At 35.8% G+C, this 14,613-nt stretch carries 28 protein-coding genes; 27 read left to right on the plus strand and 1 reads right to left on the minus strand.

Features of this window, described 5'->3' with window-relative positions; all coding sequences use genetic code 11:
- Positions 1–21: 21 nt before the first annotated feature.
- Entirely contained in the window at positions 22–1,002 is a 981-nt protein-coding gene (locus AC6CHK_RS03380; RefSeq protein ID WP_498093550.1) for a hypothetical protein, read from the minus strand.
- A 312-nt stretch (positions 1,003–1,314) separates the two neighbouring features.
- On the opposite strand from AC6CHK_RS03380, the gene rplC reads away from it, so the two are divergent.
- From rplC to AC6CHK_RS03515, 27 genes are all read left to right on the plus strand, one after another.
- Positions 1,315–1,941 (plus strand): 50S ribosomal protein L3, encoded by a 627-nt coding sequence (rplC, locus tag AC6CHK_RS03385; protein WP_050378482.1) that lies wholly within the window; start codon positions 1,315–1,317, stop codon positions 1,939–1,941.
- Entirely contained in the window at positions 1,932–2,561 is a 630-nt protein-coding gene (gene rplD / locus AC6CHK_RS03390; RefSeq protein WP_498093552.1) for a 50S ribosomal protein L4, read from the plus strand. Before rplC ends, rplD begins: the two co-directional genes overlap by 10 nt.
- Before the next feature lie 3 nt (positions 2,562–2,564).
- Positions 2,565–2,855 carry a 50S ribosomal protein L23 gene (gene rplW, locus AC6CHK_RS03395; RefSeq protein ID WP_129535110.1) on the plus strand — a complete coding sequence of 97 codons (291 nt, stop codon included), beginning with the start codon at positions 2,565–2,567 and terminating at the stop codon, positions 2,853–2,855.
- Between the two features lie 22 nt (positions 2,856–2,877).
- On the plus strand, positions 2,878–3,699 hold the full coding sequence (rplB, locus tag AC6CHK_RS03400) for a 50S ribosomal protein L2 (RefSeq protein WP_047442262.1): 822 nt from the start codon (positions 2,878–2,880) through the stop codon (positions 3,697–3,699).
- A gap of 2 nt (positions 3,700–3,701) precedes the next feature.
- A complete protein-coding gene (rpsS, locus tag AC6CHK_RS03405; RefSeq protein ID WP_498093554.1) occupies positions 3,702–3,980 on the plus strand; it encodes a 30S ribosomal protein S19 in 279 nt (92 codons plus the stop codon).
- A gap of 2 nt (positions 3,981–3,982) precedes the next feature.
- Positions 3,983–4,381 (plus strand): 50S ribosomal protein L22, encoded by a 399-nt coding sequence (gene rplV / locus AC6CHK_RS03410; protein WP_219971497.1) that lies wholly within the window; start codon positions 3,983–3,985, stop codon positions 4,379–4,381.
- A 7-nt stretch (positions 4,382–4,388) separates the two neighbouring features.
- A complete protein-coding gene (gene rpsC / locus AC6CHK_RS03415) occupies positions 4,389–5,132 on the plus strand; it encodes a 30S ribosomal protein S3 (protein ID WP_498093557.1) in 744 nt (247 codons plus the stop codon).
- 78 nt (positions 5,133–5,210) lie between these two features.
- Entirely contained in the window at positions 5,211–5,636 is a 426-nt protein-coding gene (rplP, locus tag AC6CHK_RS03420; protein ID WP_498093559.1) for a 50S ribosomal protein L16, read from the plus strand.
- 12 nt (positions 5,637–5,648) lie between these two features.
- On the plus strand, positions 5,649–5,834 hold the full coding sequence (gene rpmC / locus AC6CHK_RS03425) for a 50S ribosomal protein L29 (RefSeq protein ID WP_498093560.1): 186 nt from the start codon (positions 5,649–5,651) through the stop codon (positions 5,832–5,834).
- A gap of 11 nt (positions 5,835–5,845) precedes the next feature.
- Positions 5,846–6,100, plus strand: a complete 255-nt coding sequence (gene rpsQ / locus AC6CHK_RS03430; RefSeq protein ID WP_027387210.1) for a 30S ribosomal protein S17 — start codon at positions 5,846–5,848, stop codon at positions 6,098–6,100.
- Positions 6,100–6,468, plus strand: coding sequence for a 50S ribosomal protein L14 (gene rplN / locus AC6CHK_RS03435; protein ID WP_034684837.1), 369 nt, complete (start codon positions 6,100–6,102; stop codon positions 6,466–6,468). The genes rpsQ and rplN overlap by 1 nt, the downstream gene beginning before the upstream one ends.
- A 22-nt stretch (positions 6,469–6,490) precedes the next feature.
- Positions 6,491–6,817 (plus strand): 50S ribosomal protein L24, encoded by a 327-nt coding sequence (gene rplX, locus AC6CHK_RS03440; RefSeq protein WP_498093563.1) that lies wholly within the window; start codon positions 6,491–6,493, stop codon positions 6,815–6,817.
- Positions 6,818–6,830: 13 nt separating this feature from the next.
- The gene (gene rplE / locus AC6CHK_RS03445; protein ID WP_042720937.1) at positions 6,831–7,382 is read left to right on the plus strand and encodes a 50S ribosomal protein L5; all 552 of its coding nucleotides are present in this window, start codon (positions 6,831–6,833) and stop codon (positions 7,380–7,382) included.
- Positions 7,383–7,385: 3 nt separating this feature from the next.
- On the plus strand, positions 7,386–7,655 hold the full coding sequence (gene rpsN / locus AC6CHK_RS03450; protein ID WP_047442254.1) for a 30S ribosomal protein S14: 270 nt from the start codon (positions 7,386–7,388) through the stop codon (positions 7,653–7,655).
- A gap of 143 nt (positions 7,656–7,798) precedes the next feature.
- The gene (gene rpsH / locus AC6CHK_RS03455; protein ID WP_219971502.1) at positions 7,799–8,197 is read left to right on the plus strand and encodes a 30S ribosomal protein S8; all 399 of its coding nucleotides are present in this window, start codon (positions 7,799–7,801) and stop codon (positions 8,195–8,197) included.
- A gap of 17 nt (positions 8,198–8,214) precedes the next feature.
- Positions 8,215–8,760 carry a 50S ribosomal protein L6 gene (rplF, locus tag AC6CHK_RS03460; protein WP_498093566.1) on the plus strand — a complete coding sequence of 182 codons (546 nt, stop codon included), beginning with the start codon at positions 8,215–8,217 and terminating at the stop codon, positions 8,758–8,760.
- A gap of 14 nt (positions 8,761–8,774) precedes the next feature.
- A complete protein-coding gene (gene rplR / locus AC6CHK_RS03465; protein ID WP_498093568.1) occupies positions 8,775–9,128 on the plus strand; it encodes a 50S ribosomal protein L18 in 354 nt (117 codons plus the stop codon).
- 19 nt (positions 9,129–9,147) lie between these two features.
- Entirely contained in the window at positions 9,148–9,669 is a 522-nt protein-coding gene (gene rpsE, locus AC6CHK_RS03470; protein ID WP_498093570.1) for a 30S ribosomal protein S5, read from the plus strand.
- Positions 9,670–9,679: 10 nt separating this feature from the next.
- Positions 9,680–9,856 carry a 50S ribosomal protein L30 gene (rpmD, locus tag AC6CHK_RS03475; protein WP_007839493.1) on the plus strand — a complete coding sequence of 59 codons (177 nt, stop codon included), beginning with the start codon at positions 9,680–9,682 and terminating at the stop codon, positions 9,854–9,856.
- A 19-nt stretch (positions 9,857–9,875) separates the two neighbouring features.
- Positions 9,876–10,325: a 50S ribosomal protein L15 gene (gene rplO / locus AC6CHK_RS03480; RefSeq protein ID WP_498093571.1), complete on the plus strand. Its 450-nt coding sequence runs from the start codon at positions 9,876–9,878 to the stop codon at positions 10,323–10,325.
- 9 nt (positions 10,326–10,334) lie between these two features.
- On the plus strand, positions 10,335–11,714 hold the full coding sequence (gene secY, locus AC6CHK_RS03485; protein WP_498093573.1) for a preprotein translocase subunit SecY: 1,380 nt from the start codon (positions 10,335–10,337) through the stop codon (positions 11,712–11,714).
- A gap of 3 nt (positions 11,715–11,717) precedes the next feature.
- Positions 11,718–11,933, plus strand: coding sequence for a translation initiation factor IF-1 (gene infA, locus AC6CHK_RS03490; RefSeq protein ID WP_034684855.1), 216 nt, complete (start codon positions 11,718–11,720; stop codon positions 11,931–11,933).
- Between the two features lie 115 nt (positions 11,934–12,048).
- Entirely contained in the window at positions 12,049–12,165 is a 117-nt protein-coding gene (gene rpmJ / locus AC6CHK_RS03495) for a 50S ribosomal protein L36 (RefSeq protein WP_007839480.1), read from the plus strand.
- A gap of 9 nt (positions 12,166–12,174) precedes the next feature.
- Entirely contained in the window at positions 12,175–12,552 is a 378-nt protein-coding gene (gene rpsM, locus AC6CHK_RS03500; protein ID WP_219971507.1) for a 30S ribosomal protein S13, read from the plus strand.
- A 12-nt stretch (positions 12,553–12,564) separates the two neighbouring features.
- Positions 12,565–12,954 carry a 30S ribosomal protein S11 gene (rpsK, locus tag AC6CHK_RS03505; protein ID WP_034702879.1) on the plus strand — a complete coding sequence of 130 codons (390 nt, stop codon included), beginning with the start codon at positions 12,565–12,567 and terminating at the stop codon, positions 12,952–12,954.
- Positions 12,955–12,973: 19 nt separating this feature from the next.
- Positions 12,974–13,582: a 30S ribosomal protein S4 gene (gene rpsD, locus AC6CHK_RS03510; RefSeq protein WP_498093575.1), complete on the plus strand. Its 609-nt coding sequence runs from the start codon at positions 12,974–12,976 to the stop codon at positions 13,580–13,582.
- A 33-nt stretch (positions 13,583–13,615) separates the two neighbouring features.
- On the plus strand, positions 13,616–14,611 hold the full coding sequence (locus AC6CHK_RS03515; protein WP_498093577.1) for a DNA-directed RNA polymerase subunit alpha: 996 nt from the start codon (positions 13,616–13,618) through the stop codon (positions 14,609–14,611).
- Positions 14,612–14,613: the final 2 nt, after the last annotated feature.

Consider the following 14,613-nt stretch of genomic DNA (forward strand, 5'->3'; position numbering starts at 1 on the left):
GGAATTAAGAAACGGATTGATTTAATACTGATCAAAATTTCGTCCTTCAACAAATTTACTATCTAATTGATAATATATAATGTTGTAAGTGTTAATTTTTTTGTCTAAAAACTGAACGACATTTTTCAGTTGTTCGTCTGAAATTTCTTCAATTTTTATTTTAAAGCCTTTATTTAAAAAATTACCGAAATAGAAACCGTCTTTCAGGATTTGAATTTCATAATCAGAGATTTTTGCGAAATTAGGATTTTCAAGATCTTTTTTTGATAAAGCATTAATGAGCTTATGTTTTCCTAAATGATTGGTCACAATTCCCCACGAATAAATTGGCAACGCAACTTCAATATTTTTAATCGGATAATCTTCAAGTTTGGATAAATAACTTTTCAGGATATTAATATCAAGAATCGAGTTTTTATCAGAATTTTCCAAAGGCGAAGAAGTCGAATAACACATGAGATATATTTTCGCAACCGGCGGAATTCCCGCAAGATTTTTATCTTTTACCTGATGAAGTCGAAGCGTGCAGGCAATTTCCTTTCCGGATATTTTTTTCAGCTCTTTTAAAAATGCAAAATAATCATCCCTTGTACCAGAAGTCCAATCGCAATCGATCTGAATTTCATTATTGGCTTTTAAATGATAATCGGCAATTTTTTTCTGAACTAAATTTTGAATGTTTTCGGCGAGAAACTGTATTTCTTCTTTTTTGATATTAATAAAAGCTCGGTTTGTGATGAAAACGGTTGGAACAATTTGCTTTTCCGGGTTAAAATCTTTATCTTTAGTGATCACCGCGACCGGCTGAAACTTTCCGTTGACTTTATCAACATCGAAAAACCTTGTATACAAAAAAGGCGAGCTTGCCTGTTGCAAAGTATTTTCCTCAATTTGATTTAAACGGAGATGTGTTTTCCAATAGTAAAAAGTATACGGATGTTTTTCTTTTTTGCTGCACGAAACAACAAGCAGGAAAACGAAAATAAGTTGCAGGAATTTCATTTTAATATAAAATACTTAGGTTCAGGTTATTGAAAATTTCAGTATTATTATTAAAAATAAAACCGATGCTGGGTAAGTTCTCTTTATCAAAAATAGAAATATTTTGACCAAAATCCTGACTGAATTTTCTCAGAATTTGCTAAACGTTTAAAAATCAAAATATTTTGTAATAAATATTTGTCATTTTGAAAATAATTCTTACATTTGCACACTCATTTTAGGGGCGTAGTATGCCTATATCAGAAGTAGAAATTGCTTTAGACCTCAGAAATGATTGAATACAAGGAAATTTTATAACATATTATATAAATAATGTCAGGTATTATTGGAAAAAAAATCGGGATGACTTCTCTGTTTGACGAAAACGGCAAAAATATGCCGTGTACCGTTATTCAGGCTGGTCCTTGCTCGGTTTTACAGGTCAGAACCATTGAAAAGGACGGATACAAATCTGTTCAGTTAGGTTTCGATGACAAGAGTGAAAAGAACGTTGGTAAAGCGTTAGCCGGCCATTTTAAAAAGGCTGGTTCTGCTCCTAAAGCTAAGTTGGTAGAATTCTACAGAGAATTCGTAGACGAAGTAAAAGTAGGAGAGGAAGTAAAAGTTGATTTATTCGCTGAAGGTGAATATGTTGACGTAACAGGAACTTCAAAAGGTAAAGGTTTCCAAGGTGTTGTTAAAAGACACGGATTTGGAGGTGTAATGCAAGCTACTCACGGTCAGCACAACAGATTAAGGGCTCCAGGTTCAATCGGTGCGGGATCAGATCCTTCTAGAGTATTCAAGGGGATGAGAATGGCAGGTAGAATGGGAGGTAAGCAGGTGACTGTACAAAACCTTCAAGTATTAAAAGTGGATCAAGAACAAAATCTTTTAGTAGTAAAAGGTGCTGTTCCGGGAGCTAAAAATTCTTATGTAATTATCAGAAAATGGAACTAGTAGTATTAAATACATCAGGAAAAGAAACCGGAAAAAAAGTAACTCTAGACGAATCTGTATTCGGAATTGAGCCAAATAAGCACGCGGTTTACTTAGAAGTAAAACAATATCTTGCTGCTCAGCGTCAAGGTACTCATAAATCAAAAGAAAGAAGCGAAATTACTGCTTCTACTAAAAAACTTAAGAAGCAAAAAGGATCTGGTTCTGCTAGATACGGTGATATTAAATCTCCTACATTTAGAGGTGGAGGTAGAGTATTCGGTCCTAAGCCAAGAGACTACAGATTCAAATTGAATAAAGCTCTTAAGAGATTAGCAAAAAAATCTGTTCTTTCTCAAAAAATGAAAGACAACAGCATTAGAATCGTGGAAGGTTTGAGCATTGCTGCTCCTAAAACTAAAGATTTCGTTACTATCTTAAATGCATTGGCATTGAACGATACAAAATCTTTATTCATTCTTCCTGATACTAACAAGAATGTGTATTTATCTTCAAGAAACTTACCTAAGACTAAGGTTATGAAATTCAACGAAATTTCTTCTTATGACTTAATCAATGCAGGTGAGATCGTTTTCTTAGAAGGTGCAGTTGAAAAATTCCAGGAAAATTTAAAGAAATAAATCATGTCACTAATTATTAAACCAGTTATTTCAGAAAAAGCAAACTATCTTACAGATTTAAGAGGTGCTTATTCTTTCTTAGTACAACCTAAGGCGAATAAAATCCAGATTAAAAATGCAATAGAGCAAGCTTATGGTGTAAAAGTAGCAGACGTTAGAACCATGATTTATGCTCCTAAAGTTTCTTCGAAATACACGAAAAAAGGTCTTCAAGTAGGAAAGACGAACAAATTGAAAAAGGCGATTATTACCCTTGCAGAAGGAGAAGTAATCGACATTTTTGCTGTAAATTAATTATTAATTATAAATAATAGTAATGTCTGTTAGAAAATTAAAACCTATCACCCCAGGACAGAGATTCAGAATTGTAAACAATTTTGAGGAAATTACTACCAACAAACCAGAGAAGTCTCTAACCGTTGGTATTAGTAAGTCAGGTGGACGTAACCAAACTGGTAAAATGACCATGCGTTACACCGGAGGTGGACACAAAAAGAAATACAGAATTATCGACTTCAAAAGAAACAAGCATGATGTTGAAGCAACGGTAAAAACTGTAGAATATGATCCAAACAGAACTGCTTTCATCGCTTTAGTGGAGTACGCAGACGGAGAGAAGAGATATATCATCGCTCCAAACGGGATCAAAGTTGACCAAAAAATCATTTCAGGAGAAAGCGTAGAGCCTAATGTAGGTAACGCAATGAAATTGAAAAGTATTCCTTTGGGAACTGTAATTTCTTGTATCGAAATGAAGCCTGGTCAAGGTGCAATCTTAGCAAGAAGTGCTGGTTCATCAGCTCAATTGACTTCAAGAGATGGAAAATATGCAATCATCAAATTGCCTTCAGGAGAATCTAGAATGATCCTTACTGAATGTTATGCAATGATTGGATCTGTTTCAAACTCAGATCATCAGTTAACTGTATCAGGTAAGGCTGGTAGAAGCAGATGGTTAGGTAGAAGACCTAGAACTAGACCGGTAGTAATGAACCCTGTAGATCACCCAATGGGAGGTGGTGAAGGTCGTTCATCTGGAGGTCACCCAAGATCTAGAAACGGTATGCCGGCTAAAGGTTACAAAACCAGAAAGAAAAACAAAGCGTCTAACCGTCATATCATATCTAAAAGAAAATAATTATGGCAAGATCACTTAAGAAAGGACCGTTCATCGCATATACTTTAGATAAGAAGGTTCAGGCAAATGTAGAGTCTGGTAAGAAGACAGTTATTAAAACTTGGTCTAGAGCGTCTATGATCTCTCCGGACTTCGTAGGACAAACTATTGCAGTACACAACGGGAAATCTTTTATCCCTGTTTATGTTACTGAAAACATGGTAGGTCACAAGTTAGGCGAATTTTCTCCAACAAGATCTTTCAGAGGTCATGGTGGTAATAAAAACAAAGGAAGTAGATAATCATGGGATCAAGAAAAAGAGAAAGTGCATTAGCACGTAAATTAACAAATCAAGATGTAGTAAAAGCATTACACAATGATTGCCCGACATCTCCTAGAAAGATGAGATTGGTTGCTGATATTATCAGAGGGGTAGAAGTTGACAAAGCTTTAAGCATCCTAAAATATTCAAAGAAAGGTGCTTCTGAGAAATTAGAAAAAGTATTACTTTCTGCGATGGCCAACTGGCAAACGAAGAACGAAGGTGCCGATATTGAAGAAGCAAACCTTATCGTTAAAGAAATTTTTGTAGACAGTGCAAGACAATTGAAGAGACTAAGACCAGCTCCACAAGGTAGAGGGTATAGAATCAGAAAAAGATCAAACCACATTACACTAATCTTAGGTACAAAAGAAAATTAATCAAGGTATGGGACAGAAGACAAATCCAATTGGTAACAGACTAGGTATCATCAGAGGATGGGATTCTAACTGGTTTGGTGGTAAAGATTATGGAGACAGAATCGCTGAAGACTACAAAATCAGAAGATACCTTGAAGCAAGATTATCTAAAGGTGGTATTTCAAAAATTTATATTGAAAGAACTTTAAAGTTAGTTACAGTTACAATCACTACTGCTAGACCGGGACTTATCATCGGTAAAGGAGGTCAGGAAGTTGACAAGTTAAAAGAAGAATTGAAGAAACTTACAGGTAAGGATATTCAAATCAATATTTTCGAAATCAAAAGACCTGAGCTTGATGCAGTATTAGTTGCAGACAGTATCGCTAAGCAAATCGAAAACAGAATCTCTTACAGAAGAGCTGTAAAGATGGCTATCGCAAGCACAATGAGAATGGGTGCTGAAGGTATCAAAGTTCAAATCTCTGGTAGATTGAACGGTGCTGAAATGGCAAGAAGCGAATCTTTCAAAGACGGAAGAATCCCATTGTCTACTTTCAGAGCAGATATCGATTATCACATTGCCGAATCTAATACTACTTATGGTAAATTAGGAGTAAAAGTTTGGATCATGAAAGGTGAAGTTTACGGTAGAAGAGATCTTTCTCCACTAGTAGGACAACAGAAGAAAGGAGGTCCTTCAGGTGGCGGAAACAGAGGAGGCGGAGACAGAGATAACAGAAGACCTTCAAGAGATAAAAAGAATAATTAATAAAATTTTAGAGGATAGTTTTTAAATGACCGTTACTTTTTTAAAATCTAAATTCTAAAATCTAAAATTTAAGAAATTATGTTACAACCAAAAAGAACCAAATTCCGTAGAGTTCACAAGATGAAGATGAAGGGGATTGCCCAAAGAGGTAATCAACTCGCTTACGGAACTTTCGGAATCAAAGCGATAGAAGGTGCTTGGATCACTGCAAGACAAATCGAAGCTGCTCGTATCGCTGCGACAAGATATATGAAAAGAGAAGGTCAACTATGGATCAAAATCTTCCCGGATAAGCCGATTACCAAAAAACCAGCCGAAGTAAGGATGGGTAAAGGTAAAGGTGCTGTGGAATATTGGGTAGCGGTAGTAAAACCAGGTAAAATTATGTTCGAAGTTGGAGGTGTACCTTACGATATCGCTAAGGAAGCTTTAAGACTTGCTGCACAAAAATTACCGGTAGTTACCAAATTTGTAGTTGCTAACGATTTTGTTAAACCTCTTTAATCTCTGAATACAATGAAAAAAGCTGAAATTAAAAATCTAAGCGCTGAAGATATTCAAGCAAAATTGACTGAAGCTCAAGCTGAATTTACAAAAATGAAATTGGCTCACAAAATCAGTCCGCTTGAAAATCCTATTCAAATCAGAGATTTGAGAAAGACAATCGCAAGACTAAACACTGAGTTAACTAACAAACAATAATCCTTTTTACAATGGATAGAAATTTAAGAAAAGAAAGAATCGGAGTGGTTTCCAGCAATAAAATGGAAAAAACTATTGTTGTTAGTGAAACTACAAGAGTGAAACACCCGATGTACGGTAAGTTCGTTTTGAAAACGAAAAAATATACCGCACACGACGAAAACAACGAATGCACAGAAGGAGACACAGTTCTTATCCAAGAAACTAGACCTATGAGCAAGAGTAAAAGATGGAGATTAGTAAGAATCATTGAAAAAGCTAAGTAATGTTACAAACAGAATCAAGATTAAAAGTTGCTGATAACACAGGTGCTAAAGAAGTACTAGTGATCAGAGTTCTGGGTGGTACCAGAAGAAGATATGCTTCAGTTGGTGATAAAATCGTAGTTACTATTAAGGATTCTACACCATCAGGAAACGCAAAAAAAGGTCAGGTATCTAAAGCGGTAGTAGTAAGAACTAAAAAAGCAGTAAGAAGAAAAGATGGCTCGTACATCAAATTTGAAGACAATGCTTGTGTATTGCTAAACGCTGGAGGAGAAATGAGAGGAACGCGTGTTTTCGGACCAGTTGCTCGTGAGTTGAGAGACAAAGAATATATGAAAATCATTTCATTAGCTCCTGAAGTACTTTAATTTTTAAAATTTTTAAAAGAAAATGTCAAAGTTAAAAATAAAAAGAGGAGATAACGTAATCGTAACTACCGGAAAGAAAACTCTTAAAGGTAAAACAGGTGAAGTTATTGAAGTGATCAAAAAAGAAGGAAAAGACCCTAGAGTTATCGTTGCAGGACTTAACATCGTTAAAAAACACGTTAAGCCTTCAGCTTCAAATCCTCAAGGAGGAATTACAGAAAAAGAAGCTTCTATTCATATCTCAAACGTAGCTCTAGTCGGTAAAGACGGAAAAGCTATCAAAGTAGGTTACAAAACTGAAGGAGATAAGAAGGTAAGAATCGACAGAAAAACGGGTGAAACTTTATAATTTTAAATAACAAATGGAATATATCGCAAGACCCAAAAAAGCATATAAAGAAACAATTGTTCCAGCAATGATGGAAGAATTTGGATATAAATCGGTAATGCAGGTACCAAGACTTGAGAAAATTATTTTATCTCAAGGTTTAGGTGATGCTACTGCTGATAAAAAAATCATCGATTATGCTGTTGAAGAACTTACAAATATTACCGGGCAAAAAGCCGTAGGTACTATTTCAAAAAAGGATGAAGCTGCTTTCAAATTAAGAAAAGGTATGCCTGTAGGCGCTAAGGTAACTCTTAGAGCTCACAAAATGTACGAATTCTTAGATAGATTGACTTCTTCTGCTTTGCCACGTATTAGAGATTTTTCTGGTATCAAAGCTGACGGTTTCGATGGTAGAGGTAACTACAACTTAGGTATTACTGAGCAAATTATCTTCCCTGAAATCGTAATCGACAAAGTGAAAAAAATCCAAGGGATGGACATTACTTTCGTTACAACTGCAAAAACAGATAAAGAAGCTAAAGCATTATTAACTCACTTCGGTTTACCTTTCAAAAAGAACTAAGAAATGGCTAAAGAATCAATGAAAGCGCGTGAGCGCAAAAGAGAAGCTACTGTAGCTAAATACGCTGAGAAAAGAAAAGCTCTTAAAGAAGCGGGTGATTACGAAGGACTTCAAAAATTGCCTAAAAATGCTTCTCCTGTTAGATTACACAACAGATGTAAATTGACAGGGAGACCAAGAGGTTACATGAGAACCTTTGGTATTTCTAGAGTAACTTTCAGAGAAATGGCCAACAATGGTCTTATCCCTGGAGTGAAAAAAGCTAGTTGGTAATAATTACTAATTAATCGGGGCAATTAAGTTGTCTAGAAACTAAAGAATAAAAATATCAGACTAAAGTTTTCTGAAGTCTGATATTTTAATCTTCAAGTCTTTTCAATACTGATTGTCTTTAACCAATAATTTAAAATAGAAAAATGGTAACAGATCCAATTTCAGATTTCCTAACAAGAGTAAGGAACGCACAAAGCGCAGGCCACAAAGTGGTGGAAATTCCTGCATCGAAAATCAAAAAGGAGCTTACGAAAATCTTATTTGATCAAGGGTATATCTTAAACTACAAGTTTGAAGATAGCGCTGTTCAAGGGACAATCAAAATCGCTCTTAAGTACGACAAGCAAACAAGCAAGCCTGCAATCAAATCTATCCAGAGAGCTTCAAGACCAGGTCTAAGACAGTACAAAGGTTCTACAGAACTTCCAAGAGTATTGAACGGTTTGGGTGTAGCAATTATCTCAACTTCTAGAGGAGTAATGACGGATAAAAAAGCTAGAGAAGAAAAAGTAGGCGGTGAAGTAATCTGCTATGTTTATTAATTTTTAATCAAAGGAAAATGTCAAGAATTGGTAAAGCAATTATAACAATTCCAGCTGGAGTTACCATCACTGAAAAAGACGGTGTTGTAACTGTAAAAGGTCCAAAAGGAGAACTTACTCAGGAGCTTACAGAAGGAATTACTTTAGAACAAGAAGATGGCGTGCTTACATTCAGCAGACCGTCTGATTCTAAACAACACAGAGCGCTACACGGTTTGTACCGAGCGTTAGTAAATAACATGATTATTGGAGCCACTGAAGGTTTCTCTAAGAAGTTAGAACTAGTGGGAGTAGGATACAGAGCTTCGCATTCAGGTCAAAAACTTGAATTGGCTTTAGGATTCTCTCACGGTATCGTTTTAGAACTTCCAAAAGAAGTAGTAATCGATACATTGACTGAAAAAGGTAAAAACCCAATTATTACTTTAACGTCTTTTGACAAGCAACTTCTTGGAATGGTAGCGGCGAAAATCCGTTCATTCAGAAAGCCTGAGCCATACAAAGGAAAAGGTGTAAGATTCGTAGGAGAAAATGTTAGACGTAAAGCTGGTAAATCTGCTTAATAAATTTTAAGAAAATGGCACTAAGTAAATTAGAAAAAAGAATAAGAATAAAAAGAAGAGTAAGAGGGAAAATCTCTGGATCTTCTGTTTTGCCAAGATTATCTGTATATAAGAGTAATAAGGAAATTTACGCTCAGTTAATCGACGATAAAGATGGTAAAACTTTAGTAGCAGCTTCTTCTAGAGAGAAAGGAGTTGATGCTAATGGTACCAAGATTGAAGTTTCTGCTGCTGTAGGTAAAGCTATCGCTGCCAAAGCTATTGCTGCAGGAATCGAAAATATTGTATTTGATAGAAACGGTTTCGTATATCACGGTAGAGTTAAGGCTTTAGCTGATGGTGCGAGAGAAGGAGGACTTAAATTCTAATCATTAAATTTCGGAAAATATGTTAGGACTAGATAATATAGAAAGAGTAAAACCGGGAGGATTAGAACTTAAAGATCGTCTCGTATCCGTAAACAGGGTAACAAAAGTAACTAAAGGGGGTAGAGCTTTCGGATTTTCTGCAATTGTTGTTGTAGGAGATGAGAACGGAACTATCGGTTTTGGTTTAGGAAAATCTAAAGAGGTAGCTTCTGCTATTGCTAAAGCAGTAGAAGATGCTAAGAAAAATCTTGTGAAAGTTCCTGTAATGAATTATACAATTCCTCACCAGACTACTGCCAGATATGGTGGTGCAGATATCTTCTTGAGACCTGCTTCTCACGGTACGGGTCTTATCGCCGGTGGTGCGGTAAGAGCGGTATTAGAATCAGCTGGTATTCATGATATCCTTTCAAAATCTAAAGGATCTTCAAACCCTCACAATGTGGTAAAGGCGACTTTCAAAGCATTGTTAGACATCAGAAGACCGGAAGAGATTGCAAGAATGAGAGGAGTTTCTCTAAGTAAAGTGTTTAACGGTTAATAAATAAACAATGGCAACAATTAAAGTAAAACAAGTAAGAAGCGCTATTGGTAGAACAAAAACCCAAAAGAGAACGCTTGAAGCATTAGGATTTAAGAAACTTCACCAAGTTGTAGAGCACGAAGCTACACCTTCTATTTTAGGGATGATAGCTGCAGTCAGTCACTTACTTGAAGTTCAAAAATAATTTTTAAAATAATTTTAAAATGAATTTAAACAACATAAAGCCTGCTGCAGGTTCTACATTTAGTTCAAAAAGAATTGGTAGAGGACAAGGTAGTGGAAGAGGAGGAACTGCAACAAAAGGTCACAAAGGTCAGAAAGCCAGAGCCGGATATTCTCAGAAGATCGGTTTCGAAGGTGGACAGATGCCTTTGCAAAGAAGATTACCTAAGTTTGGTTTCAAAAACGTAAACAGAAAAGAATTTAGAGCGATTAACCTTGATGATATTCAAATTATGATTGATAACAAATCGATCACCGGAGATATCACAAAAGAAGTTTTGGTACAAAACGGTTTAGCTACTAAAAATGAAATAGTGAAAATTATGGGTAGAGGTGAATTGAAATCTGCGGTTTCAATTTCTGCAGACAAATTCACTAAATCTGCTGAAGAGCTTATTGCTAAAGCAGGCGGAAAAGCAATTACCTTATAATACTTACTAATGAAAGAATTTATACAAACCCTCAAAAATATTTGGACCCTAAAAGAATTAAGAGATAAAATTATCTTCACTTTAGGTATTATCCTTGTGTATAGATTCGCATCTTTCATCTCCTTACCTGCGATTAACCTTGCAGAAGTGGGAGATCTCTTAGAGCATTATAAAGATCAAGGCGGTAACAAGCAAGGAGCAGGTCTCCTTGGCTTGCTTTCGTCGTTTACGGGAGGAGCTTTCAGCCATGCTTCCGTGATGGCGTTGGGTATCATGCCTTATATTTCTGCATCTATTATCGTTCAGTTGATGGGAATGGCAATTCCTTATCTTCAAAAACTTCAAAAAGATGGAGAATCCGGTAGAAATACCTTGAATCAGATCACCAGATGGTTAACGATCGGAGTTTGTCTTGTACAGGCGCCATCATATTTGGGATCTATTACAGGTCTGTTTTTACCGTATGCTCAGTTTCAGTCTGCATATCTTATAGACCCCAATTCTATTATGTTCTGGTTGCCAAGTATTGTAATCTTGGTAGCAGGTTCTGTATTTGCAATGTGGCTAGGTGAGAAAATTACTGATAAAGGTATTGGAAATGGTATTTCCATCCTTATTATGGTAGGTATTTTATCTAGATTACCAGAAGCATTTGTACAGGAAATAGCAGTACAGAATGGAAAAGGCGGACTGGGTTCTATCATGATCCTTATTGAAGTGATATTCTGGATGGTGGTCGTTCTTTTAGCAGTAGTATTATCTGTTGCGGTAAGAAAAATCCCTATTCAGTATGTAAGCAGAGCTCAGGCAAGAGGAGGTGTAAACAAAAATCTTATGCAGGGAGCAAGACAGTGGATTCCATTAAAGGTGAATGCAGCCGGGGTTATGCCAATCATTTTTGCTCAGGCATTAATGTTTGTACCGGGCTTATTGACAAAATTTGATGAATCTAATACTTTTCTTGCAGGTTTCAAAAATGTTTTTAGCTGGCAGTACAATGTATTGTTTGCGTTATTGATTATTATCTTTTCATTTTTCTATACCGCAATTACAATTCCGGTAAACCAGATGGCTGATGATTTAAAGAGAAACGGAGGTTTAGTACCGAAAGTAAGACCAGGTAAAGAAACAGCAGATTATTTAGATGATATTTTATCGAAAATTACCTTGCCAGGTGCAATATTTTTATCTATCTTTGCAGTCCTTCCAGCAATAGTGCATGGAAGTTTGGTTCAGACAGATGCGTTCGCCTTATTTTTCGGGGGAACTTCGTTGCTAATTATGGTTGGGGTAGTACTAGATACTGTTCAACAGATTAACACTTATCTGCTGAATCATCATTATGATGGCTTAATGCAGTCTAAATTATCAAGATCGACTGGATATTAATTTATGGCAAAACAAAAACATATTGAACAAGATGGCGTAATTACGGAAGCACTTTCGAACGCCCAGTTCCGTGTAGAGCTAGAAAACGGGCATATACTTATTGCTCATATTTCTGGTAAAATGCGAATGCATTATATTAAACTTTTACCCGGTGATAAGGTAAAACTAGAAATGTCTCCTTATGATTTGACAAAAGGGAGAATTACATTTAGATATTAAAAACAACCGCCAAATGGAATCTTCTGATCTCCATTTGGCTATTGTTAAAAAAATAAATGCTATTAAATGAAATCGAAGGATTCCATTTGTAAGTAAAAAAATATAAATATTTCAAATGAAAGTTAGAGCATCAATTAAAAAAAGAAGTGCTGATTGCAAGATCGTACGCAGAAAAGGTGTACTATTTGTGATCAACAAGAAGAACCCAAAATTTAAACAAAGACAAGGCTAATATTAAATTATGGCGAGAATTGCAGGTATTGATTTACCAAAAAACAAAAGAGGCGTTATCGGTTTAACTTATATTTATGGTGTTGGAAGAAGTACTTCTTCTGAAATCTTAAAAAATGCCGGTATCAGCGAAGATAAGAAAGTCAACGAATGGAATGACGATGAATTGGCCGCAATCAGAAACTATATCACTGAAAACATTAAAGTTGAAGGTGAATTGCGTTCTGAAGTGCAATTGAACATCAAGAGATTGATGGACATAGGATGCCAACGAGGAATACGTCACAGACTAGGACTACCTTTAAGAGGCCAGAGAACGAAAAACAACTCGAGAACCCGTAAAGGAAAGAGAAAAACAGTTGCTAACAAGAAAAAAGCAAGTAAATAATCGTTAGGAATTATGGCAAAACAAAGTAAAGTAGTTAAAAAAAGAAAAGTAAAAGTTGAAGCTATTGGTGAAGCGCATATTCAAGCTTCTTTCAATAACATCATCATTTCTTTAACAAATAAAAGCGGAGAAGTTATCTCTTGGGCATCTGCCGGTAAAATGGGGTTCAGAGGTTCTAAAAAGAACACTCCTTTTGCTGCTCAAATGGCAGCTGAAAATTGCTCTAACGTAGCTCACGAGGCTGGGTTAAGAAGAGTAAAGGTGTATGTGAAAGGTCCTGGTGCAGGTAGAGAATCTGCAATCAGAACAATTCACAATTCAGGTATCGAGGTTAGCGAAATTATTGACGTTACTCCTATGCCGCACAATGGATGTAGACCACCAAAAAGAAGAAGAGTTTAATTTTTAGAATTTACCCATTATGGCAAGATATATTGGACCTAAAACTAAGATTGCTAGAAAGTTTGGCGCTGCAATCTACGGAGATGACAAAAACTTCGAAAGAAGAAAAAACCAACCACCAGGACAACACGGTCCTAACAAAAGAAGAGGTGCTAAAAAATCAGAATACGCAGTTCAGCTAGCTGAAAAACAAAAAGCTAAATATACTTACGGTATTTTAGAAAGACAGTTTGCTAACTTATTCGAAAAAGCACACAGAAGTAAAGGTGTAACAGGTGAAGTTTTATTACAGCTTTGCGAATCAAGATTGGATAACGTTGTGTACAGATTTGGTTTTTCTAAAACCAGAGCAGGTGCAAGACAATTGGTTTCTCACAGACACATCACTGTGAATGGTGAAATCCTGAACATCCCTTCTTATTTGGTAAAAGCAGGTGATGTAATCGCTGTAAGAGAAAAATCAAAATCTCTTGAAGTAATTACTGATTCTTTAGCTTCTAAAGCAAACTACGAGTGGTTACAATTCAACGATGAGAAAAAGCAAGGTACTTTCGTATCTGCTCCTGAGAGAATCCAAATCCCGGAAGACATCAAGGAACAGCTTATCGTCGAACTTTACTCTAAATAATTTTTTAATCAAATTTTTGCTCAACCCAATAATATGGCAATTTTACAATTCATAAAACCCGATAAAGTAATTCTACTTAACTCTGATGAATTTAAAGGTCAATTCGAATTTAGACCTCTAGAACCAGGTTTCGGGCTTACAATCGGTAATGCTTTGAGAAGAGTGTTGCTTTCTTCTCTGGAAGGATACGCTATTTCATCTATCAAAATAGAAGGTGTAGAGCACGAATTTTCAACTATTCCAGGAGTAATTGAAGACGTTACCGAAATTATTCTTAACCTTAAACAGGTTAGATTAAAAGCTACAGCAGAAAACCAGACGAATGAGCAGGTTGTTGCTAAAGTTTCCGGTCAAACTGTAATTACTGCTGGTGATTTAGGCAAATCAATCAACGGTTTTGAGATTCTTAATCCAGAATTGATGATCTGCAACCTAAACACTGATGTAACTTTCGAAATTACGTTTAACGTAGAAAAGGGAAGAGGGTATGTGCCTTCTGAACAAAACAAGTCAAACAATGCGCCGGTAGGTACTATTGCGATCGACTCTATTTTTACGCCAATCAAGAAAGTACAATATAGTGTTGAAAATTATCGTGTAGAGCAAAAAACAGACTACGAAAAATTAGTATTAGATATTGAAACTGACGGTTCTATAAGCCCTCAGAATGCTTTAACTGAAGCTTCTAAGATATTGATTTATCACTTCATGTTGTTCTCTGATGAGAGAATAACGCTAGAGACTGAAGCTGTGAAAGCATCTATCCAATACGATGAAGAAACTCTTCACACAAGACAACTTCTTAAGTCAAAATTAGCAGATATGGATCTTTCTGTAAGAGCCCTAAACTGTCTGAAAGCAGCTGAAGTAGAAACTCTTGGAGAATTGGTTTCTTACAGTAAGTCTGATTTGATGAAATTCAGAAATTTTGGTAAAAAATCTTTGACAGAACTAGAAGAATTAGTGCATTCAAAAGGTCTTAACTTCGGTTTCGACGTTGCAAAATATAAGTTAGACGCTGATAAATAAAT

The organism is Chryseobacterium sp. GQ58, from assembly GCF_059758895.1.